The following is a 20737-nucleotide window of genomic DNA, read 5'->3' as shown; positions in this document are numbered from 1 at the left end:
GCGGGCACTCATAGTTGTCGAATCAAACCTTTTCCACAAATCCATCCAGCACGCGCTTCTGTCCGGCGCGATCGAAGTCGATGGTCAGCTTGTTGCCTTCGATGGCGGAAATATTGCCGTTGCCGAATTTGAGGTGGAAAACGCGGTCGCCGACAAAGAATTTCGACGGCTTGTCCGCGACGGATTTCGCCACCAGCTCGCCCTCTATCGTACGGGTGCGCGGGCCGCTTTCGCCGTAACCGATGCGTTCCACCGCATGGCCGGAGCGGGTGCCCCAATTGTCGCGGGTGGCGTCGCTGCGGTTCTGCTGCGCGCGCTTCCAGCCGGGGGTGGAATAGTTGTTGGTGAAGGGGTCGGCCTTGTCGAAGCGCGACTGGCCGTAGCCGCCGCGTCCGCCATAACCGCCGTAATTGCTGTCGGATGCGGCGACATCCACATGGGCCGGCGGCAGTTCATCAAGGAACCGCGAGGGCAGGGTGGATTGCCACAGCCCGTGAATGCGCCGGTTCGAGACGAACCAGATATGGCAGAGCTTCTTGGCGCGTGTGATGCCGACATAGGCGAGGCGGCGTTCTTCCTCCAGACCGGAGCGACCACCTTCGTCCAGAGCCCGCTGGTGCGGGAACAGGCCTTCTTCCCAGCCGGGCAGGAAGACGGTGTCGAATTCCAGGCCCTTGGCGGAATGCAGCGTCATGATGGAGACGGCATCGAGATTTTCGTTCTGCTCGGCATCCATGACGAGCGCCACATGCTCGAGGAAGCCGCGCATGCTCTCAAAGGCCTCCATCGAGCGGATGAGTTCCTTGAGGTTTTCCAGCCGTCCGGGCGCTTCGGCCGTCTTGTCGACCTGCCACATGGCGGTATAGCCGCTTTCGTCGAGAATCTGCTCGGCAAGCGTGGTGTGCTCGGTATTTTCCAGGAGACCCTGCCAGCGGCGGAAATCCTGCACCACATCGAACAGCGCCTTGCGGGCCTTCGGTTTCAGCTCGTCGGTCTCGATGATATCGGCGGCTGCCGCCAGCATCGGAATATCACGGGCGCGGGCATAGTCGTGCAGGTTGCGGATGGTCGTATCGCCGAGGCCGCGCTTCGGCGTATTGACGATCCGCTCGAAGGCCAGATCGTCGGCCGGCTGGCAGACGAGGCGGAAATAGGCCATGGCGTCGCGGATTTCGAGGCGCTCATAAAAGCGTGGGCCGCCGATGACGCGGTAATTGAGGCCGAGCGTCACGAAACGGTCTTCGAATTCGCGCATCTGGAAGGAGGCGCGAACGAGGATCGCCATGTCGTTCAGCTTGTGGTTCTTGCGCTGAAGCTGTTCGATTTCCTCGCCGACCGCGCGGGCTTCCTCCTCGGAATCCCAGGCGGCATGCACCACGACTTTTTCATCGTCAGGGCTGCTGCGTTCGGTGAACAGCGTCTTGCCGAGACGGCCCTCATTATGGGCGATCAGATGCCCGGCTGCGCCGAGAATATGCTCGGTGGAGCGATAGTTGCGTTCGAGCTTGATGACCTTGGCGCCGGGAAAATCCTTGTCGAAGCGGAGGATATTGTCCACTTCCGCGCCGCGCCAGCCATAGATCGACTGGTCATCGTCACCCACGCAGCAGACGTTCTGCGGCTCGTCCTTGGCGCGCTGCGCGAGAAGCCGCAGCCACATATATTGCGCCGTATTGGTGTCCTGATATTCGTCCACCAGAATGTAACGGAACTTCTGGTGATACTCCTTCAGAATATCCGTGTGGCGGCGGAAGATGCTGATCGGGTGCATCAGAAGATCGCCGAAGTCGCAGGCGTTCAGTGTTTTCAGCCGGTTCTGATAGGCGGTGTAAAGTTCGCGACCCTTGCCATTGGCGAAAGCGCGGCTGTCGCCCTCCGGAATATCCGGCGGCGTCAGCCCCTTGTTCTTCCAGCCGTCGATCATGCCGGCAAACTGCTTTGCCGGCCAGCGCTTGTCATCGAGACCTTCGGCCTGAATGAGCTGCTTGATCAGCCGCACCACGTCGTCCGTATCGAGAATGGTGAAATCCGATTTCAGGCCGACGAGTTCGGCATGGCGGCGCAGAAGCTTGACGCCGATGGAGTGGAAGGTGCCAAGCCAGGGCATGCCCTCGACAGCGCCGCCGACCAGAACGCCGATACGTTCCTTCATCTCGCGGGCCGCCTTGTTGGTGAAGGTCACGGCAAGGATCTGGCTGGGATAAGCACGGCCGGTTGCGAGAATATGGGCGATGCGGGTCGTCAGAACGCGGGTCTTGCCGGTGCCGGCGCCCGCAAGGACAAGAACGGGTCCGTCAAGCGTTTCCACGGCGTCGCGCTGTTCCGGGTTGAGGCCGGAAAGATAATCGGGCGCGGCACGCGTCTGATCGCGCGCAGCCATCGCGCGGGCGGCAATGCCGAGCCCGCCGGCGCTTTCCGCGCCTGCATTATTCGTCGCTCTGCGCGGCGTCACGGGTTCTTCATCGAAGAACGGCATATCGTCGAAACTGTTGCTCATGCGGCCCAATGTAGTGATTCGGGATATAAAGGCCAGAACCGCGTTCTGCTTTTATTCCGGTATCATCGGTCAAAACGCCTATTCCAAGGCATTTTTTGCTTCATGCCTGCCTGTCGGCATCAAAAGCGGCATCCACCGGGACTTGCAGCGCCACCGCAAGCTGGTTGGTCTTGGCGGCAAGCGCGATGACCCGCAGGAGATCGGCGTGCTGCTCGCCGGTCATGCCCTTGGCTTTGGCGGCGGCCGTGTGGGAATGGGCGCAATAGGAGCAGCCATTGGTGACGGACACCGCGATGTAAAGCATTTCCTTGACCACGGGGTCGAGCGCGGAAGGTGTCGCCATCACCGCCTTGACCTCGGCCCATGTCTTTTCCAGAAGGTCAGGATCGAAGGCGAGGTAGAGCCACATATTATTGATGAAGTCCGACTTGCGGGTGGTGCGGATGTCGTCAAATACCGCCTTGACGCGCGGATCGGCTTCGGGATTTTGTACTTTCGTTACGGTGCTCATGGCTTCCTCCGGCTCTTTTCCTGGGGGCAGATTACCGCGCTGAAGAATATTTGCGATAAAAATGGCCTTCGTCGTGTGCTCGACGAGAATCCATCACAAATTACAATTACGTAAGAAACGGATTTGTGCGTTGCCTCGTTTTAAACGAGGGGGAATACTGCTGATGTCCCGAAGCCTGCGCTTCAGGGGCTGCTTTATGCTGCGATGATCAACCGGAGAACTATATGCGGGTCTGGAAACAGGTGGGTGTCAGTCTGGCCGTGGTGGGGGCAGGGCTCTGTCTCTGGGGCTTTTATTCGCCCGAAGCCCGCAATGTGCTCGCCAGCATGGGGCTCGGCAAAACGCCGGCAGGCGCGATAGAGGTCGCAACGGCCGGTTCGCCCACAGGCCAGAATGGTGGTTCGCGGCGCAACGGCAACGCCACCCTGGTGGTGACGGCTCCGGTGAAAAAGGGCACGGTCAATGATCGGCTGAACGCCATCGGCAACGGCCAGGCGATCCAGTCAGTCGTCGTCATGCCGCAGACATCGGGCACGCTTTCAGAAATCCGCACGGCCGCCGGCGCGCGTGTCGTGAAGGGGCAGGTGCTTGCGCGGCTCGATGACGAAGAGCAGGTGATCGAACGCGACAAGGCGCAGGTCGCGCTGCGCAGCGCGATTGAAAAATCCAGTTCCTACAAGAACCTGAAATCCGTTTCCCGCCTCGATGTGATGGATGCGCAGATTGCCGAAGAATCCGCCAAGCTGGCGCTCAGCACTGCCGAACTCAATCTCAGGCGCCGCGACATCGTCGCGCCGATTGAGGGTGTGGCCGGTATCGTCGCCGCCAATATCGGCGACAACGTCACCACGCAGTCAACCATCGTCAGCATCGACGACCGGTCGGAAATTCTCGTCAATTTCTGGGCACCCGAGCGGTTTGCAACCGTGATCAAGGTCGGAATGCCGGTGGAGGCGACCTCCATTTCGCGTCCCGGCGAAACCTTCAAGGGTGAAATCGAAGCTGTCGACAACCGTGTCGATGAAGCAAGCCGCACGATCCGCATCCGGGCGAAGTTCGGTAACGAGAAGGACGAACTGAGGGCCGGCATGTCCTTCGGCGTCACCATGCGTTTTGCCGGGGAGACCTATGCTTCGGTCGATCCTCTGGCCGTGCAGTGGGATGCGGAAGGCTCCTATGTCTGGCGCGTCACCGACAACAAATCGAACAAGGTTCGGGTGCAGATCGTGCAGCGCAACCCTGATGCGGTTCTCGTCAAGGCGGAGCTGGCGGAAGGCGAGCCTGTCGTGATCGAGGGCCTTCAGCGCGTGCGTGAAGGCGGTGCTGTCCGCGTCGGCGAACAGCCGAAGCCGGAGGAGGTCGCCAGCCAATGACGCAGTCGCCTTCCGGTCAGGATTCCAAGCTCGCTTTCACCGCATTGTTCGTGCGCCGGCCTATTCTGGCGGCGGTCCTCAACACGCTGCTGGTCGTGGCTGGTCTCGCCGCTCTGGTTGGCGTCGAGGTGCGCGAATTGCCTGACGTCGACCGGCCGTCGATCAGCGTCAGGACCACCTATGAAGGTGCTGCGCCTGAGACGATCGACCAGGAAGTGACACAGACCATCGAAGGTGCGGTGGCGCGTGTCAGCGGCATCAAATCCATCGCTTCCAATTCGCAATTCGGCACCAGCCGCGTGACGATGGAATTCGGCGACAATGTCGACATGGCCGTTGCCGCCAACGACGTGCGCGACGCCATCGGCCGCGTCACCAATCAGCTGCCCGATGATGCCGACGAGCCGCAGATCATCAAGGCGGATTCCGACAGCCAGCCGATCATGCGCCTTGCCGTCACCTCGTCGACGCTCAGCATGGAAGATCTGACCAAGCTGGTGGATGACGAGATCATCGACCGCCTGGCTGCTGTCGACGGCGTTGCCGATGTCGAGCTTTATGGCGATCAGGAAAAGGTTTTTCGCGTCGATCTCAATCAGGCAGCACTCGCCAGCCGTGGTCTGACCGTGACCGATGTTTCCAACGCGCTGGCCAGCGCGGCACTCGACGTGCCGGCGGGATCGCTGAAAAGCACGACGCAGGACATCGTCGTGCGCGCCACGGCGAGCCTGACGAAGCCCGAGGATTTTTCCAACCTTCTCATCAAGAACAATATCCGCCTTCGCGACGTAGCAACCGTCATGCTCGGTGCGGATGACGAATCCACCTCGCTGCGCTCCAATGGCGTGCAGGGTGTCGGTCTTGGCGTCATCCGTCAGGCGCAGTCCAACACGCTCAATATTTCCACCGGCGTGAAGGCCGCCGTCGATGCCATGTCGGCCAATCTGCCAGAAGGCACACGCATCGTCGTCACCAGCGATGACGCGGTCTTCATCGAAGGCGCGCTGCACGAGGTCGAGCTGGCGCTCGGTCTTTCGGCGATCATCGTCGTCGTCGTGCTTTATCTCTTCCTGCGCGACTGGCGGGCCACCCTCATTCCGGCGATCACCATGCCGGTGGCGCTGATCGGCACCATTGTCGCCATCTACATGGTCGGCTTCTCGGTGAATATTCTGACGCTGCTCGCCATCGTTCTGGCGACCGGCCTGGTGGTCGATGACGCCATCGTGGTGCTGGAAAATATCGTGCGCCGCCGGGCGGAAGGCATGGGGCCGCGCGCCGCTGCCGTTCTCGGCACGCAGGAAGTCTTCTTCGCGGTCATCGCAACGACGGCAACGCTAGCCGCCGTCTTCATTCCGCTCTCCTTCCTGCCGGGCCAGCTTGGCGGCCTGTTCCGCGAATTCGGTTTCGTGCTGGCCTTCGCCGTGGGCTTGTCCTCCATCGTGGCGCTGACGCTCTGCCCGATGCTGGCTTCCCGCATGCTGAAGGAGGGGTTGAAGGAACAGACGGGACCGCTCGCCTGGTTTGGCAATGTCTTTGCCTCCACCTACAAGTCGACGCTTTCCGCCTGCCTGAACAATCCGCTGATCGTCATTATCGTGGCGCTGATCTTTTCGGGTCTGTCGTGGATTGCCTTCGGCATGATCCAGAACGAGCTGACGCCGCGCGAGGACCGTGCCTCGATCATGATGCGGGTTACCGCGCCGCAGGGCGTCAGCCTTGAATATACCCGCGACCAGCTGCAGCGCATCGAGGAAAATCTGCAACCGCTGCGCGACAGCGGGGAAATCCGCAATATCTATTCCATCACGGGCATGAACGGTTCCTCCAATACCGGTTTCATGGTGCTGACGCTCGCCCCCTGGGCCGATCGCGAGCGCACCCAGAATCAGATCGCCGCTGACGTCACGTCCGCCGCCAACAAGGTGCCGGCGCTGCGCGGCAGTGCGATGCAGCCGAACAGCCTGCGTATTCGTGGCGCCGGCAACGGTTTGCAGATGGCGATGGTCGGCAGCAACTATGCGGCGCTGACGGCGGCGACGCAGAAACTGCTGCTTTCCATGGAGGAAAGCGGCCTGTTCGATACGCCGCGTTTCGACAATGAGCCCAATCAGGCGCAGCTTTCCGTTTCCATCGACCGCGAGCGCGCCTCCGATCTCGGCATCGATATCACCGGGCTGTCGCGCGCCATGCAGTCGTTGCTGGAAGGACGCTCGGTCGTTGACGTTTTCGTGGATGGCGATGCAATCCCGGTGCGGCTCCTGTCTTCCACCCGGCCAATCAATGATCCGACCGATCTTGAAAATGTCTTCCTGAAAACGGGCGACGGCAAGATCGTGCCGATGTCGGTCATTGCTTCGCTGAAGGAAAATGCGGTCGCGCCGCAGCTCAATCGCGAGCAGCAGCTTCCCTCCGTCGGCTTCACGGCCAATCTGAAGGACGGTGTTTCGCTCGGTCAGGCGCTGGAGAAGGTGAACGAGCTTTCGCAATCCGTCCTGCCGCCCGGCGCCCGTCTGCTGCCGCTCGGCGAGGCGGCGACGCTTGAGGAGAACTCCAGCGGCATGTTGCTGACCTTCGGTTTCGCCATCGCCATCATCTTCCTCGTGCTGGCCGCGCAGTTCGAAAGCGTGTTGAGTTCGGTTATCATCATGACGACGGTGCCGCTCGGCCTTGCCTGCGCCGTCATCGCGCTGCTGGTCACCGGATCGAGCCTCAACGTCTATAGTCAGATCGGTCTTGTGCTGCTTGTTGGCGTGATGGCCAAGAACGGCATCCTGATCGTGGAATTCGCCAATCATCTGCGCGATCAGGGCGCGACCGTTCGGGAAGCCATTGAAAAGGCCACCAGCATCCGCCTGCGCCCTGTCATGATGACGATGATCGCCACAATTCTGGGCGGCGTGCCGCTGGTGCTGGCGCAGGGGGCAGGTGCGGAAGCACGCATTGCGCTCGGCTGGGTCATTGTCGGCGGTCTCGGTTTCGCGACGCTGGTGACGCTTTACATCACGCCGGTCTCCTATCTGCTTATCGCCCGCTTTGCCAAGCCGCAGGCGGATGAGGAAATCCGTCTGCATCGCGAACTCGAACTTGCCGCCCGCCGCAAGGCGCTGGAGGAGGACAAGCCGTTGCTCGCAGCGGAGTAAGGTGGGGTTGTCGCCAAACCGCATGAGGCGCAATCGCGATGCTGGACAAAGCGTTAACCTTATCCCATACCACCTGACGGAATTTCGTAACGGATCGAATCCGTTACGGGCAGATGTTGCGGTGGAGACGGATGATGGCGCTGAAAGATGTTGTGGCGGGTGACCGGAATGAAGAGGGCATTGCGTCTGCGCTCGCGGTGCTGAAGCAGCAGCTCGGCGACAAGGTCCAGACGGGCCAGGCGTTTCGCGAGCAACATGGCCACACCACCACCTATCTGACCCTGCAGGCGCCTGACGGGGTCGTTTTTGCCGAAAGCGCCGATGATGTGAAGGCCGTGGTGAAGGCTTGCGCCCAATACAAGGTTCCGGTCATTCCCTTCGGAACGGGGTCTTCGCTTGAAGGGCAGGTCAATGCGCCCAACGGCGGAATCTGCATCGATTTCAGCCGGATGAATCGCATCATTGAGGTGAATGCCGAAGATCTTGACGTGACGGTGGAGCCGGGTGTTACGCGTGAGGACCTCAACGTCTATCTGCGCGATACCGGCCTGTTCTTCCCGATCGATCCGGGCGCCAATGCCTCGATCGGCGGCATGGCCTCGACGCGGGCCTCAGGCACCAATGCCGTTCGTTATGGCACGATGAAAGACAATGTGCTTGCCGTTACGGCTGTTGTCGCCAATGGCGAGGAAATCCGCACCGCTCGCCGCGCCCGCAAGTCCTCCGCCGGTTACGACCTGACGCGGCTTTTCGTGGGGGCCGAGGGGACGCTCGGCGTCATCACGTCCGTGACGCTGCGGCTTCAGGGCATTCCAGAAAAGATCGCTGGCGGTGTCTGCACCTTCGACACGATCAAGGCGGCCTGCGATGCCGTCATCATGACGATCCAGATGGGCGTTCCGGTTGCCCGCATCGAATTGCTTGACGAGGTGCAGGTGCGGGCGTGCAACGCCTATTCCGGCCTGAACTACGCGGAGAAGCCGACGCTTTTCGTGGAGTTCCACGGCACCGAGGAGACGGCGGCGCTGCAATCGCAGCAGTTTGCCGAGATCGCGGCGGAATGCGGCGGCGTCGACTTCCGCTGGACGAGCGATGCCGCCGAGCGCAACAAGCTCTGGAAAGCGCGTCATGACGCCTATTGGGCGTCGCGGGCGCTCGCGCCGCATCTCGATGGGCTGTCCACCGATGTCTGCGTGCCGATTTCGCGCCTCGCTGACTGCGTGGTGGAAACGCAGCGGGATATTGAGGAAAACGGTTTTCTCGCGCCGATTGTCGGTCATGCGGGTGACGGGAACTTCCACGTCCTTATTCTGTTTGATGGCAAGGATGCCGAAAGCGTCGCGAAAACCGAAGCCTTCGTCGCCCGTCTCAACCGCCGCGCCATTGCTATGGACGGCACCTGCACCGGCGAACACGGCATCGGCCAGGGCAAGATGAGTTTTCTTGCCGAAGAGGCCGGCAATGCACTGGATGTGATGCGCGCCATCAAAACGTCGCTCGATCCGGATAATATCTTCAATCCGGGCAAGTTGTTCCGGCTTGTCTGATCATCCTCACAATTGATTGGTACAAAAGGCTGCTTGCCGTTAAGGCAGAAAAGAATAGGTTTGCAGCGTTCGCGAAGGGAGATGCAGGTCAGTGCTCGGGCGTATTCTGGTTTTTCTGGGCGGACTGCTGGCCGTGGTGCTGTTCTCGGCGCTGCTTATTCCCTATTTCGTCGACTGGACGGATTTCCGCCGCGATTTTGAAGACCAGGCGAGCCGTATTCTCGGCAAGAAGGTGGTTGTGCATGGCCGCGTTGAGGCCCGCATCCTGCCTTTCCCCTCGGTAACGCTGCATGATGTGCGCGCCGGAACGGATGCGGATGGATCGCCGCTCATTCAGGTCGCGCGTTTTTCCATGGATGCCGAGCTTGCGCCTTTCCTTTCGGGCGAGGCCCGCATCTTCGACATGCGCATCGAGGAGCCCAAGGCGAAGATCAGGCTGCTGAAAGATGGCACGCTGGACTGGATGCGCGGCAGCCGGGCGGAAATTCCCGCCCGCACCGTGGTTCTGGAAAGCGTGCAGATCGAAGGCGGGCAGATCGAATTCATCGACGAGCAATCCGGCCGCAATCGCGTGGTGACCGGTCTCAACGCCGACATGTCCGCCAATTCGCTGGCCGGGCCGTGGAAGGCCGAAGGGCGCGCTGCCATTGACGGGCATCCGGGGTCGTTCTCGCTCTCCAGCAGCGAGCCGGATTATGCCGCCGGCCGCATGGGCCTCAGGGTCCGCGTGGTGCCGGATGAGCATCCGGTTGAGGTCGATCTCGATGGTGCGATTGCTGCAACGGCGGGAAAACCCGCTTATAGCGGTTCTTTCTCCTTCAGTTTCCGTGAGGATGAAAAACAGAAGCAGCAGGCGGGCCAATCGCTGTTTTCTTCGCCGCGCACCCGCGGCAGTTTTGAACTGACCAATGAAAGCGTGCGTATCCCGAGTTACCGCATGGAACTCGGTGGCAGCGAAAATCCTTATGTCGTGACGGGCGAGGCGACGCTCGATACCGGCGCCAAGCCGGAATTCCTGCTGACGGCCGATGGCCAGCAGATAGATGTCGCCCGCTTCGCGCCGCCTGTCGTGCAAACGGGCAAGACCTCACGCCAGCCCACCGCCTCGGTTCGCCAGCGCATTGAAGCCTTTGCGGCCGTAGTGGCCCGAATTCCGGTTCCGCCGGTGCCGGGCAAGGCGAGCATCAGCCTTCCCGCACTCGTTTCCGACGATACGACCATCCGCGACATCCGGCTGGATGTGCGCCCGGAAGGCAGCGGCTGGCAGGTGGTGAATGCCGTGGCGACGCTGCCGGGCAGGACCCAGCTTGAAGCCAAGGGATCGCTGACGCTGCTTGGCGGCCCCGCTTTCAACGGCAATCTGCTGCTCGCCTCCAACCAGCCTTCGGGGCTGGCGAACTGGCTTTCCGGTTCCGTCGATCCGGCGATCCGCCAGCTCAATGCCGCCGGTTTTTCCGCCGATGTTTCACTGACGACGCTCAATCAGCGTTTCGACAATCTGGAGCTTGCGATCGGCGATGCCTCGCTGAAGGGCGAGCTGGAGCGGCGTTCCGACGGCAAGACTTCCAATCTCTTCATCGATCTCTCGGGCAACGAAATCGATCTCGATGCGCTGAGGGCGCTCGGCAGTCTGGCGCTTGGCGATCAGGTCGGCAGTTCCGTCCTCGACCACCGCATTACCGCAAAATTCAAGGCCGACCGGTTCAACATGGCCGGTGTGACCGCCAATCACGTCGAAACCGCCTTCACCATGGCCGGCGGGGTTCTCTCGCTTGAAAACATGACGGCCGGTGATATTGCCGGCGCGGAGGTGAAGGCCAGAGGGCAATTGCAGGGTTCGCTGCTGAAATATGCCGGCAAGGGCACGGTGAACCTGCATGCCGCGGATATGCAGCCGTTCTTCACCATGCTGCAGCAGAAATTGCCAAACCATCCATTCCTCAGCCGTCTGGCGGCGAGCGCGCCATGGTACGCCAATTCCGACCTTGCCATGGATGTTTCCGTCAACAGCGAAAATGGCGGGGCCAATGTCGCCGTCTCCGGCACCGTCAATGGCAGCCGGCTCTCGGCCGTTGCCAAGATGCCAGATTTCCTGTCGATCACCGATGATACGGCCATGTCGCTGGAAGCCGTCCTGAAGAACCAGTCGACCGCAATCCTGTTCGGGCAGGCGGGGCTTGATCCGCTGCCTTTTGATGCGGATGGCGAAGGACTTCTCTCGGTCAAGCTCAACGGCACGCTCGGCTCACCCGCCCAGACGGAGCTGCGCTTCTCGACGGAACGGACGCATTTTTCGATGAACGGTTCCTTTGCCGTTTCGGCCGCCAATTTCGGCGAGGGCAGCGCCGATGTGGCGCTCGAAAGCGCTGACATCGAGCCATACCTCATCATGAACGCTGTCGGTCTGCCGCAGCTTGGCGGCGGCATGGCGCTGAAGGCCAATGCGAAAGTGGCGGTGGACGGGCAAAAGATCGCACTTTCCTCGATCGGCGGGCAGGCGGGCGGAAACCCTTTCTCGGGCAATCTGACATTCCAGCGTGCCACGCCCCATCCTGTAGACGGTGATCTCTCCGTCAGAACCGTCGAACTCGCCTGGCTGGGGGATGCGATCTATGGGCCGGTGATCGACCCGGAAACCGGAGCGCTCAATGCCAAGCCTCTGGCCATGCCAGCCTTCCCGCAGCTCAAGGCTTCGCTCGCCTTGAAAGCGGAAAGCTTCGAGGCCGGTCCCTTTGGTACCGTCACCGGTGTTTCGGCCAGGGTCACGCATGATGCGGGCAGTCTGTCGCTCGATGACGTTGCCGGCACCTTCATGGGCGGTAAGCTGACGGGGCGGCTTGCCATGTCGACGGGCGAAGGTGCGGGCATTTTCCGCACCAAGATCGCGGTGACCGATGCCAATCCGGAGCCGATCCTTTGGGCCAATGCCAACGGGCCGGTTGCGACAGGTCGGGTGGCCGTTGACCTGACGGCCGAATCGACGGGCAAAAGTGTCGGTGAGATGCTGAAATCAGCGGGTGGATCGGGTGAAATTAGGGCCAGCGGGCTTGTGCTGAAGGGACTTAATCCCGGTGCCTTCCCGCCGATCCTGCAGGCGGCTGATGGTTTGCAGCAGCCGATCGACGCGCCCAAGGTGCGGCCGCTGGTGGACCAGAGCCTGTGGCAGGGTGAAATCGGGCTTGGCGATGTGGCCTTGCCGTTCTCGCTGAATGGCGGCGCGCTTCATTTCCAGAATCTGCGTGCGGGGATCGATCCCGTAACGCTGACGGCCGACGCGACGGTTGATCTTGCGGCTTCGACCGTGAATGGCGACCTCGATCTTCTGTTCAATCCCGGTACCGAAACGGTCGCAGGGGCCGAGCCATCGGTGCGTCTCAACTATAACGGTCCGCTTGCCGCGCCGGCTTTGACGACCGATGTTTCAGCGCTCAGCAATTACCTGTCGCTCAGGGCTTTCGAAAAGGAACGCCGCCGGGTGGAGGCCATGCAGGCGAGTGTTCTTGAAAAGCAGCGCCTGCGCCGCGAAGTCGCGCTTTATCGCTCTCAGGCGGCCGAGCGGCAGGCCGAGAAGGAGCGGGCGGAGGCGGAAGCCAAGGCCAAGGCTGACGAAGAGGCGCGTCTGAAGGCGGCAGCCGAAGAACGTCTGCGCCAGGAAAAGGAACAGCAGGAGCGGTTGCAACAACAGCAGCAGGAACAGGGGCAACAGCCGGTACCCGAGCGGCAATCCGCGCCGGTTCTGGTGGTGCCTCCGACGGAAAACGCCATCCGGCAACTGGCGCCGGAAAACGCTCCTGCCACGCCGTAAGCTTGCGGGCAGGGGAAGGCTGATCGGCCTTCATATTGCGAAAGTGCGGAAACCTGTCCCGGAACGTTGCATCATCCTCGAGCATGAGCCGAGAATCTCACGGCAAACTCGTTCCCTAACGGGGGGAGCCCCGGAACGCCTCGTGGTGGATGGGAAAGGTCTGGAAACAGTATTTGAAAGCAAGGCTACGCAATACGGGAAATGCCTTGCAGCGCAGACTAGGCCGCCAATGTTTAATGAATGCTTTCACGGCGTTACGAGTTTTCAGCAGTATTTTTTGTAGTCCGGGAGACAAATCCGGATAGAGGCGTTGCAGGTCGTGATCGATTGCGTGTCTTTACCGTACGTCAGAAAATCTCAGCGGTTTTTCAGCCAGTTCAGCACATAAACCCGCAGCGACGAGGACAGATTGCTGTCGGCGGCGCGGTTGTCATCTATTTCGGCAAGCAGGGCCGCGAAACTGATCTTGCGTCTGTCCGCTATGATTTTCAACTCGTCCCAGAAGGCGTCCTCGAGTGAAATGCTGGTGCGGTGACCGTGCAACGTCGCGGAGTGCTTGCGGATCATCAGATCGGTCTCCGGTGGATCCGGTTGGAGGTCTGAATCATATCTCCCCGGCAAGTCCCTGTTTTGCGATTCTTTTCCGATAGTCCCGAAATTCGCGCGGTCCGTCGGCTTGTCAGTCTTTGCCGACCCCGTCATCGGGTTTTTCGAGCCGCCCCTGATCGAGCGCCTTTTCGGCTTTTTCGTTCAGGGCTGATGTGAAATTTTTTTCCGCCTTGGCGCGGCCGAAGGACAGGCGGTTCTGCTCCGCCTGCTTTTCTTTTTCGCTACGGGCTTTCTGTTTCCGAAACTGACGCAGATTGACGATATCGGCCGCCATGGGGATATGTCTCCTCGGGTCTCGTACGCTCGGGGTAAGCCGTTATTGCTTCTTGCGGAAGGCATCCAGCGAAACGACCGAGCCTTCCTTCTTTTCCTCGCCGGCCTTGGGCGTTTCGGAAGCGGCAGCCGGCTTCGGCTCATGGGAAACGGGATAAGCGGTGATTTCGGCTTCTTCCATCTCTTCTTCTTCGGCCAGAGGCACGTCGAATTCGAGTTCGAAATTGACGGAAGGATCGTAGAAACCTCTGATGGCATTATAGGGAATGACCAGCTTTTCCGGCGTATCAGAGAAGGAGAGGCCGATTTCAAAGCCGGTTTCGGTTACTTTGAGGTCCCAGAACTGGTGCTGGATGACGATGGTCATCTGTTCGGCATATTTCGCCTTGAGGTGCTGGGAAATCCGCACGCCCGGCGCGCCGGTCAGGAATGTAATGAAGAAATGGTGGTCGCCGGGCAGGCGGCTGGTTGCGGCCACTTCACCCAAAACCTTACGAATAACGCCGCGAAGGGCATCCTGTGCGAGAATGTCGTAACGGATATGATCCTGCCCCATGCGGTCCTGTCTTTCCCTTATTCGAACGTCTTTTCATGTGCGGCGCGGCTCGCGCGCCAAGGACGCTGTAACACTTTGAATCTTCGCGTAATCCTTGAGCCGGGATCATTTCCGATCCTGACGCTCACGCGTTGCCCAAGTATACGCAATGTCCTGAACGGCAGCAACGGAAAAGCCTACGCCGTTCGCAAGTCAGCTATCATATAATCAATTCAGGCAAAATGGAGAAGGTGGAGGTTTCTGTTGCCAGGTACCTCCGAACCCCGCCTCACGGGGCTAACCGTGAGGACTTAGAGCGGAATTCCCGCACCGCCATTAGGCAGCGAGAGCATATTCCTTAGCGTTGTTGTCATTTGCAACTACACTTGTGACCCGATAACGGCGGTATCATGCCGAGCAAAAGTTCGATCTTTACGCCCTTGTCGATCCTATTTCGCCCCCATCAAAAGCCGGCCTTCATCTTGAAAAGCCCGCCGGTTTTTGGTGGAGGCGCCGGGTACCGCCCCCGGGTCCAATAGGTTTATTACACCGACCGTTTATCGCCATAGCCGGGTTGCCCCGGCAAGGCTCATATAGGCGTTTCACCCGCCCGAGAAAAGGGGGGTGATGACAATTCCATGAAAAGGTTTCGTGATTGCGGCCCGCACTTTAGACAATTCTTGACGACGAGGGATTGCTGTCCCATTCTCCCTGCAACCGGTCACCAGAAGCAACACCGGGCCGGGGACACACGAAGGAGTGGACATGACTGACTATCTCGCAGATGTGAAGAAATACGACGCAGCAGCCGACGAAGCCATTGTCGGCAAGATCGTCAAGCATCTCGGCATTGCCCTGCGCAACCGGGATTCCTCGCTGGTGTCCGCTTCCGATCCGGAAGAGCTTGCGCGCGTGAAGGCGAGCTGGTGCGGCAAGAAGCTCGGCGTTACCGACGGTGCGGCCGATCAGGCAATCGATGCTGTCGCCAAGGCCATGGCCGCGGACCGCTCCAAGTCGCGCGTGACTTTCTATTACCTGGTCGCCAAGGAACTGGGTAAGCTTCAGTCGCTTTGATTTGATCCGGGGATAAGCCCGCATTAGGTGATTGGTTCTGCCGCCCTGTGCTATTATATTCCCTCGATATCAGGGAATCGGCGGCAGAACGCATGAAACAATATCTCGATCTTCTCCGGCATGTCATGGAAACCGGCTCCGACCGTGGAGACCGCACCGGCACGGGCACGCGCTCGGTTTTCGGTTACCAGATGCGTTTCGACCTTGCGCAAGGTTTTCCGGTTCTCACCACCAAGAAGCTGCATCTGCGCTCGATCATCCATGAACTCCTGTGGTTCCTGAAGGGCGATACCAATATTGCCTATCTCAAGGAAAATGGCGTTTCCATCTGGGATGAATGGGCTGACGAGAATGGCGATCTCGGCCCCGTCTATGGCGCACAGTGGCGCTCCTGGCCGGCGCCTGACGGTCGCCATATCGACCAGATCGCGCTTCTGATCGAGGCCCTGAAAACCAATCCCAATTCCCGCCGCCACATCGTTTCGGCCTGGAACCCCGCGCTGGTGGACGAGATGGCGTTGCCGCCCTGCCATTGCCTGTTCCAGTTCTATGTTACGGATGGAAAGCTGTCCTGCCAGCTTTACCAGCGCTCGGCCGATATTTTCCTCGGCGTGCCTTTCAATATTGCTTCCTACGCACTTCTGACGCTGATGGTGGCGCAGGTCACGGGGCTGAAGCCCGGCGATTTCGTCCATACGCTTGGTGACGCGCATATCTACGCCAACCATTTCGAACAGGCGAAATTGCAGATGACGCGGACCCCCAAGGCCCTGCCGACGATGCGCCTCAACCCGGATGTACGAGATCTCTTCTCCTTTAAGTTCGAAGACTTTACGCTGGAAAACTACGAGGCGGATTCAACCATCAAGGCACCGATCGCGGTATGAGCGAGCCGCGCATCACCATCATCGTCGCGGTGTCGGAAAACGGCGTTATCGGCCGCGACCTCGATATGCCTTGGAAGCTTTCCACTGACCTCAAGCGCTTCAAGGCGATGACGATGGGCAAACCGCTCATCATGGGCAGGAAGACATTTCTCTCGGTGGGCGAGCGTCCTTTGCCGGGCCGGCCGCACATCATCGTCAGCCGCAATGCCGATTACAGGCCTGATGGCGTGGATGTCGTGTCGTCGCTTGAAGACGCCCTCGCGCTTGGCAAAAGCAAGGCTGCGGAACTGGGTGTGGACGAGGTTTTCGTTGCCGGTGGCGGGGAAATCTACCGTCAGGCCATGCCGTTTGCCGATCAACTTTCCGTCACCCATGTGGCCGTAAAGCTTGATGGCGACACTTTTTTTCCGGAGATCGATCCCGCCGTGTTTGAAAAAATCGAGGAAAATGCCGTTCCCGCCGGGGAAAAGGACAATTATCCGGTTCTGTTCACCACTTATTTGCGCAGAGCCGCGTCAAAGTGAACTATTTACCCTGATTGGGTATTTAGTTACCACCTCTGCGTTGAAACGCACGCTTCTCCTTCTTATAACGGGTCCATATTCCCGCCGCACGCGAGCAATCGCTTTCGAACGGGATCGGGAGAGGCTTTTATAAAGAGGTATTGATGCCCTGGAGCAATCAGAATGGCGGCGGCGGCCCTTGGGGCGGCGGCGGTGGTGGCGGAAACAACCAGGGCGGCGGTGGCGGCCCATGGGGGCAGGGGCCTAACCGGCCTCGCGGCGGTGGCGGCGGTAATGGCGGCCCGCCCGATCTGGAAGAGATCATCCGGCGCAGCCAGGACCGTTTCAGGAATGTCCTGCCGGGCGGCTTCAACGGCGGCGCGGTTGCGATCGTTGTTCTCGTCGTTCTGGTTTTCCTCGGCATCCAGTCCATCTACACCGTCCAGCCGGACGAGCGTGGCGTGGAGCTGCGTTTCGGGCGTCCGAAGGATGAAATTTCGATGCCGGGCCTGCATTTCCATCTGTGGCCGATCGAGACGGTGGAAATTGTCAAGGTGACCGAGCAGCAGCAGAATATCGGTTCGCGCGCTTCGTCGTCTTCAGCGAGCGGCGTGATGCTGACCGGCGACCAGAACATCGTCAACGTGCAGTTCTCGGTGCTCTATACGGTCTCCGATCCGAAATCCTACCTCTTCAACGTCGACAGCCCGGCTGAAACCCTGCAGCAGGTTTCCGAAAGCGCCATGCGCGAAGTCGTCGGCCGTCGTCCGGCACAGGACATCTTCCGCGATAACCGTCAGGCGATCGCAGCGGATGTGCGCACCATCATCCAGTCCACGATGGACGGTTATGGCGCCGGCATCTCCATCAATGCGGTGGCTATTGAAGACGCGGCGCCGCCGCGCGAAGTGGCCGACGCCTTCGATGAAGTGCAGCGCGCCGAACAGGACGAAGACCGCTTCGTTCAGGAAGCCAACCAATACGCCAACCAGAAGCTCGGTGCCGCCCGCGGTCAGGCCGCGCAGATCCTCGAAGAAGCGAACGCCTACAAGTCGCGTGTCGTCAACGAGGCACAGGGTGAAGCGCAGCGTTTCATCTCCATCTACGACCAGTATCGCACCGCGCCTGATGTAACCCGTCAGCGCATGTTCCTGGAAACGATGGAACAGGTCCTGAAGGGCTCCAACAAGGTCATCATCGACGAAAAACAGGGTGTGGTGCCTTATCTGCCTCTGAACGAGATCATGCGCGGCAATCCGGGCGCGGCACAGCAGGGAGGCAACTAATATGGGCAACCGTCTTACGGCCATTCTCGTCGGCCTCGCCGTCGTGCTTTTCCTCGGTTATTCGTCGATCTTCGTCGTCAACGAGCGCCAGCAGGCCATCGTCGTTCGCTTCGGTGAAATCCAGGATGTCAAAACCGCGCCGGGCCTCTATTTCAAGCTGCCCTTCGCCTTCATGGACGCCGACCGCGTACAATATGTCGAAAACCGCGCGCTGCGTTTTGATCACGACAATATTCGTGTTCAGGTCTCCGGCGGCAAGTTCTACGAGGTTGATGCCTTCGTGGTCTATCGCATCACGGATGCACGCCGCTTCCGGCAGACGGTCTCGGGTGACCAGATGTCGGCGGAATCGCGCCTGCGTACCCGTCTCGACGCATCGCTGCGCCGGGTCTACGGTCTGCGTGGCTTCGAATCCGCGCTCTCGGATGCACGTGCATCGATGATGCAGGAAGTGCGTGACGATCTGCGTCCCGATGCGGAATCGCTCGGCATCAGCATCGTTGACGTGCGCATTCGCCGTACCGACCTGACGCAGGAAGTCTCGCAGCAGACCTTCGAGCGCATGAAGTCGGAACGTCTGGCCGAGGCCGAACTGATCCGCGCCCGTGGTAACGAAGAAGCGCAGCGCCGCCGCGCTATCGCCGACCGTCAGGTCGTGGAATTCGAATCCGATGCGCGTCGTCAGTCCGAAGTGCTGCGCGGTGAAGGCGATGCGGAGCGTAACAAGGTGTTCGGTGAAGCTTTCCAGCGCGACCCGAGCTTCTTCGAGTTCTATCGCTCGATGGCCGCCTATTCCAGCTCACTGAGCGGAACAGGCACGACGCTGGTTCTGTCTCCGGACTCTACCTTCTTCCGTTATTTCAACAACATCGACGGTGCTCCGTCCACGGCGCCTGCCGCACCTGCGCCGGCGCCGGCGAACTGATAACGGATAAAATGATTTTGGAGGGCCGGTTTTTACCGGCCCTTTCTTTTTGGTCCGTTTTCGTGCCAAAGCTGTGACTACGGGCAAGGCGTCCCCCGCCTGTTCACGAAAAGGTATTTTTACACTTCATCATTCCGCCTTATGCTTTGCCGATATATGCAGGGCAGGACTATTTGAAACGCGAGGACGCTTATGGCCGTGACCCTTCTTTCGCCTTTTCGCAGCAGCATCGCCGCAATCGCGGGCATCGCGCTTGTGGCGGGTAGCCTTACGGCACCGGTTGCGGCATTGGCGCAGAGCCATGGGCCGGAATCGGTGGCTGATCTTGCCGAGCCGCTTCTCGACGCGGTGGTGAATATTTCCACCTCGCAGAACGTCAAGACCGACGGCAAGGGCCCGGTTCCGCCGAAACTGCCGGAGGGTTCGCCCTTCCAGGAATTCTTCAAGGATTATTTCGACAGCCAGAAGCCGGAAGGCGGTGAAAAGGTCAATTCGCTGGGGTCCGGTTTCGTGATCGACCCGGCCGGTTACGTCGTCACCAACAACCACGTCATCGAGGGCGCCGACGCCATTGAGGTGATTTTCCCTAACGGTTCGAAGCTCAAGGCGACACTGGTTGGCACCGATACGAAAACCGATCTTTCCGTCTTGAAGGTGGAGCCGAAAACGCCGTTGAAGGCCGTCAAGTTCGGTGATTCGCGCAGCATGCGCATCGGCGACTGGGTGATGGCCATCGGCAATCCCTTCGGGCTTGGCGGATCGCTGACGGTCGGTGTTATTTCCGCGCGCGGGCGTAATATCAATGCCGGCCCCTATGACAATTTCATCCAGACGGATGCGGCCATCAACAAGGGCAATTCCGGCGGTCCGCTCTTCAACATGAAGGGCGAGGTGATCGGCATCAATACGGCGATCATTTCCCCGAGCGGCGGTTCGATCGGTATCGGATTCGCCGTGCCGACGGAGCTTGCCCAGAATATCGTCCAGCAGCTCATCGAATTCGGTGAGACGCGCCGCGGCTGGCTCGGTGTTCGTGTCCAGCCCGTCACCGACGATGTGGCGGCAAGCCTCGGCATGGACAGCGCCAAGGGTGCGCTTATCTCCGGCGTCGCCAAGGGCGGACCGGTGGAAAATGGCCCGATCCAGGCCGGCGATGTCGTGCTGAAATTCGACGGCAAGGATATTCACGAGATGCGCGACCTTTTGCGGATCGTGGCGGAAAGCCCTGTCGGCAAGGACGTCGATGTGGTGATCCTGCGTGATGGCAAGGAGGAGACCGTCAAGGTCAAGCTCGGCCAGTTGCAGGATGCGACGGATGAGAAGGCCTCGGCCGACGACCAGCAGAGCGAAGACGGCGATGGCGGTGTGGTCGCACCGGAAGACGATGGCGGCACCGACGATCAGGCGCAGGACCAGACGCCGGAAGTGCGTGAAGCACCGCAGAGCGTGCTCGGCATGAATCTCGTGGTGCTGAGCAACGAGCTGCGCACCGAAAAGGGCATTGCCGAAAGCGTGGAAGGCGTGCTTGTCGCCAGCGTCGATGCGGGGTCACCCGCCGAACAGAAGGGCATGAAGGCCGGCGATATCATCGTCGAGGTCGGGCAGGACTTCATGGAGGTTCCGGGCGATGTGCTGGTGCGCGTCAACGGCCTGAAATCCGAAGGCCGCAAGAATGCGCATATGATGGTGGCGGATGCCCAGGGCAATCTGCGCGTCGTGGCGCTGCCGCTGGAATAAACGCCTTTCGTCCGATCCGTCAGGAATCGGGT

The 20737-nt window shown here is 60.2% G+C and carries 15 protein-coding genes and 1 other RNA gene; 10 read left to right on the top strand and 6 right to left on the bottom strand.

Going from position 1 to position 20737, the window contains the following annotated elements; all coding sequences use genetic code 11:
* Window positions 1–22: 22 nt before the first annotated feature.
* Both MRBLRC7O_RS08560 and MRBLRC7O_RS08555 read right to left on the bottom strand, forming a co-directional pair.
* The gene (locus tag MRBLRC7O_RS08560) at window positions 23–2497 is read right to left on the bottom strand and encodes an ATP-dependent helicase (protein ID WP_080866605.1); all 2475 of its coding nucleotides are present in this window, start codon (window positions 2495–2497) and stop codon (window positions 23–25) included.
* 100 nt (window positions 2498–2597) lie between these two features.
* Complete coding sequence (locus MRBLRC7O_RS08555; RefSeq protein ID WP_003507518.1) at window positions 2598–3008, bottom strand: carboxymuconolactone decarboxylase family protein; 411 nt, start codon at window positions 3006–3008, stop codon at window positions 2598–2600.
* Between the two features lie 224 nt (window positions 3009–3232).
* Between MRBLRC7O_RS08555 and MRBLRC7O_RS08550 the strand changes: the two genes are divergently transcribed.
* From MRBLRC7O_RS08550 to MRBLRC7O_RS08535, 4 genes are all read left to right on the top strand, one after another.
* Window positions 3233–4381 (top strand): efflux RND transporter periplasmic adaptor subunit, encoded by a 1149-nt coding sequence (locus MRBLRC7O_RS08550; RefSeq protein ID WP_003507520.1) that lies wholly within the window; start codon window positions 3233–3235, stop codon window positions 4379–4381.
* A complete protein-coding gene (locus MRBLRC7O_RS08545) occupies window positions 4378–7524 on the top strand; it encodes an efflux RND transporter permease subunit (protein WP_080866284.1) in 3147 nt (1048 codons plus the stop codon). The genes MRBLRC7O_RS08550 and MRBLRC7O_RS08545 overlap by 4 nt, the downstream gene beginning before the upstream one ends.
* Window positions 7525–7658: 134 nt before the next feature.
* Complete coding sequence (locus MRBLRC7O_RS08540) at window positions 7659–9071, top strand: FAD-binding oxidoreductase (RefSeq protein WP_003507523.1); 1413 nt, start codon at window positions 7659–7661, stop codon at window positions 9069–9071.
* A 91-nt stretch (window positions 9072–9162) separates the two neighbouring features.
* Window positions 9163–12876, top strand: coding sequence for an AsmA family protein (locus MRBLRC7O_RS08535; protein WP_080866283.1), 3714 nt, complete (start codon window positions 9163–9165; stop codon window positions 12874–12876).
* Between the two features lie 357 nt (window positions 12877–13233).
* On the opposite strand, the gene MRBLRC7O_RS08530 is transcribed toward MRBLRC7O_RS08535, so the two are convergent.
* The 4 genes from MRBLRC7O_RS08530 to ssrA all read right to left on the bottom strand — a co-directional run bounded on the left by MRBLRC7O_RS08530 (window position 13234) and on the right by ssrA (window position 14916).
* Window positions 13234–13443, bottom strand: coding sequence for a ribbon-helix-helix domain-containing protein (locus MRBLRC7O_RS08530; RefSeq protein ID WP_003507527.1), 210 nt, complete (start codon window positions 13441–13443; stop codon window positions 13234–13236).
* 112 nt (window positions 13444–13555) lie between these two features.
* Window positions 13556–13759: a DUF4169 family protein gene (locus MRBLRC7O_RS08525; RefSeq protein ID WP_080866282.1), complete on the bottom strand. Its 204-nt coding sequence runs from the start codon at window positions 13757–13759 to the stop codon at window positions 13556–13558.
* A 42-nt stretch (window positions 13760–13801) separates the two neighbouring features.
* Entirely contained in the window at window positions 13802–14314 is a 513-nt protein-coding gene (locus tag MRBLRC7O_RS08520; protein WP_020009331.1) for an SspB family protein, read from the bottom strand.
* A 229-nt stretch (window positions 14315–14543) separates the two neighbouring features.
* Window positions 14544–14916, bottom strand: a transfer-messenger RNA (tmRNA) gene (gene ssrA / locus MRBLRC7O_RS08515).
* Window positions 14917–15058: 142 nt separating this feature from the next.
* Here ssrA and MRBLRC7O_RS08510 point away from each other — a divergent pair.
* From MRBLRC7O_RS08510 to MRBLRC7O_RS08485, 6 genes are all read left to right on the top strand, one after another.
* Entirely contained in the window at window positions 15059–15367 is a 309-nt protein-coding gene (locus tag MRBLRC7O_RS08510; protein ID WP_003507532.1) for a DUF2853 family protein, read from the top strand.
* A 92-nt stretch (window positions 15368–15459) separates the two neighbouring features.
* Window positions 15460–16254: a thymidylate synthase gene (locus MRBLRC7O_RS08505; RefSeq protein ID WP_080866281.1), complete on the top strand. Its 795-nt coding sequence runs from the start codon at window positions 15460–15462 to the stop codon at window positions 16252–16254.
* Complete coding sequence (locus MRBLRC7O_RS08500; protein WP_019565314.1) at window positions 16251–16778, top strand: dihydrofolate reductase; 528 nt, start codon at window positions 16251–16253, stop codon at window positions 16776–16778. Before MRBLRC7O_RS08505 ends, MRBLRC7O_RS08500 begins: the two co-directional genes overlap by 4 nt.
* A gap of 143 nt (window positions 16779–16921) precedes the next feature.
* Window positions 16922–18043, top strand: coding sequence for an FtsH protease activity modulator HflK (hflK, locus tag MRBLRC7O_RS08495; RefSeq protein WP_080866280.1), 1122 nt, complete (start codon window positions 16922–16924; stop codon window positions 18041–18043).
* A 1-nt stretch (window position 18044) separates the two neighbouring features.
* Window positions 18045–18968 (top strand): protease modulator HflC, encoded by a 924-nt coding sequence (gene hflC, locus MRBLRC7O_RS08490; protein WP_003507540.1) that lies wholly within the window; start codon window positions 18045–18047, stop codon window positions 18966–18968.
* 192 nt (window positions 18969–19160) lie between these two features.
* Window positions 19161–20705, top strand: a complete 1545-nt coding sequence (locus MRBLRC7O_RS08485) for a Do family serine endopeptidase (protein WP_060727394.1) — start codon at window positions 19161–19163, stop codon at window positions 20703–20705.
* Window positions 20706–20737 lie beyond the last annotated feature (32 nt).

The organism is Agrobacterium radiobacter, assembly GCF_040801995.1.
Classification (GTDB): Bacteria; Pseudomonadota; Alphaproteobacteria; order Rhizobiales; family Rhizobiaceae; genus Agrobacterium; species Agrobacterium radiobacter.
This window is presented reverse-complemented; position numbering and strand designations above follow the sequence as displayed.

What these genes read in the sequence shown, in the direction of transcription:
- MRBLRC7O_RS08560 (WP_080866605.1), bottom strand. Translation starts at nt 2,497, where the DNA reads ATGAGCAACAGTTTCGACGATATGCCGTTCTTCGATGAAGAACCCGTG.
- MRBLRC7O_RS08555 (WP_003507518.1), bottom strand. Translation starts at nt 3,008, where the DNA reads ATGAGCACCGTAACGAAAGTACAAAATCCCGAAGCCGATCCGCGCGTC.
- MRBLRC7O_RS08550 (WP_003507520.1), top strand. Translation starts at nt 3,233, where the DNA reads ATGCGGGTCTGGAAACAGGTGGGTGTCAGTCTGGCCGTGGTGGGGGCA.
- MRBLRC7O_RS08545 (WP_080866284.1), top strand. Translation starts at nt 4,378, where the DNA reads ATGACGCAGTCGCCTTCCGGTCAGGATTCCAAGCTCGCTTTCACCGCA.
- MRBLRC7O_RS08540 (WP_003507523.1), top strand. Translation starts at nt 7,659, where the DNA reads ATGGCGCTGAAAGATGTTGTGGCGGGTGACCGGAATGAAGAGGGCATT.
- MRBLRC7O_RS08530 (WP_003507527.1), bottom strand. Translation starts at nt 13,443, where the DNA reads ATGATCCGCAAGCACTCCGCGACGTTGCACGGTCACCGCACCAGCATT.
- MRBLRC7O_RS08525 (WP_080866282.1), bottom strand. Translation starts at nt 13,759, where the DNA reads ATGGCGGCCGATATCGTCAATCTGCGTCAGTTTCGGAAACAGAAAGCC.
- MRBLRC7O_RS08520 (WP_020009331.1), bottom strand. Translation starts at nt 14,314, where the DNA reads ATGGGGCAGGATCATATCCGTTACGACATTCTCGCACAGGATGCCCTT.
- MRBLRC7O_RS08510 (WP_003507532.1), top strand. Translation starts at nt 15,059, where the DNA reads ATGACTGACTATCTCGCAGATGTGAAGAAATACGACGCAGCAGCCGAC.
- MRBLRC7O_RS08505 (WP_080866281.1), top strand. Translation starts at nt 15,460, where the DNA reads ATGAAACAATATCTCGATCTTCTCCGGCATGTCATGGAAACCGGCTCC.
- MRBLRC7O_RS08500 (WP_019565314.1), top strand. Translation starts at nt 16,251, where the DNA reads ATGAGCGAGCCGCGCATCACCATCATCGTCGCGGTGTCGGAAAACGGC.
- hflK (WP_080866280.1), top strand. Translation starts at nt 16,922, where the DNA reads ATGCCCTGGAGCAATCAGAATGGCGGCGGCGGCCCTTGGGGCGGCGGC.
- hflC (WP_003507540.1), top strand. Translation starts at nt 18,045, where the DNA reads ATGGGCAACCGTCTTACGGCCATTCTCGTCGGCCTCGCCGTCGTGCTT.
- MRBLRC7O_RS08485 (WP_060727394.1), top strand. Translation starts at nt 19,161, where the DNA reads ATGGCCGTGACCCTTCTTTCGCCTTTTCGCAGCAGCATCGCCGCAATC.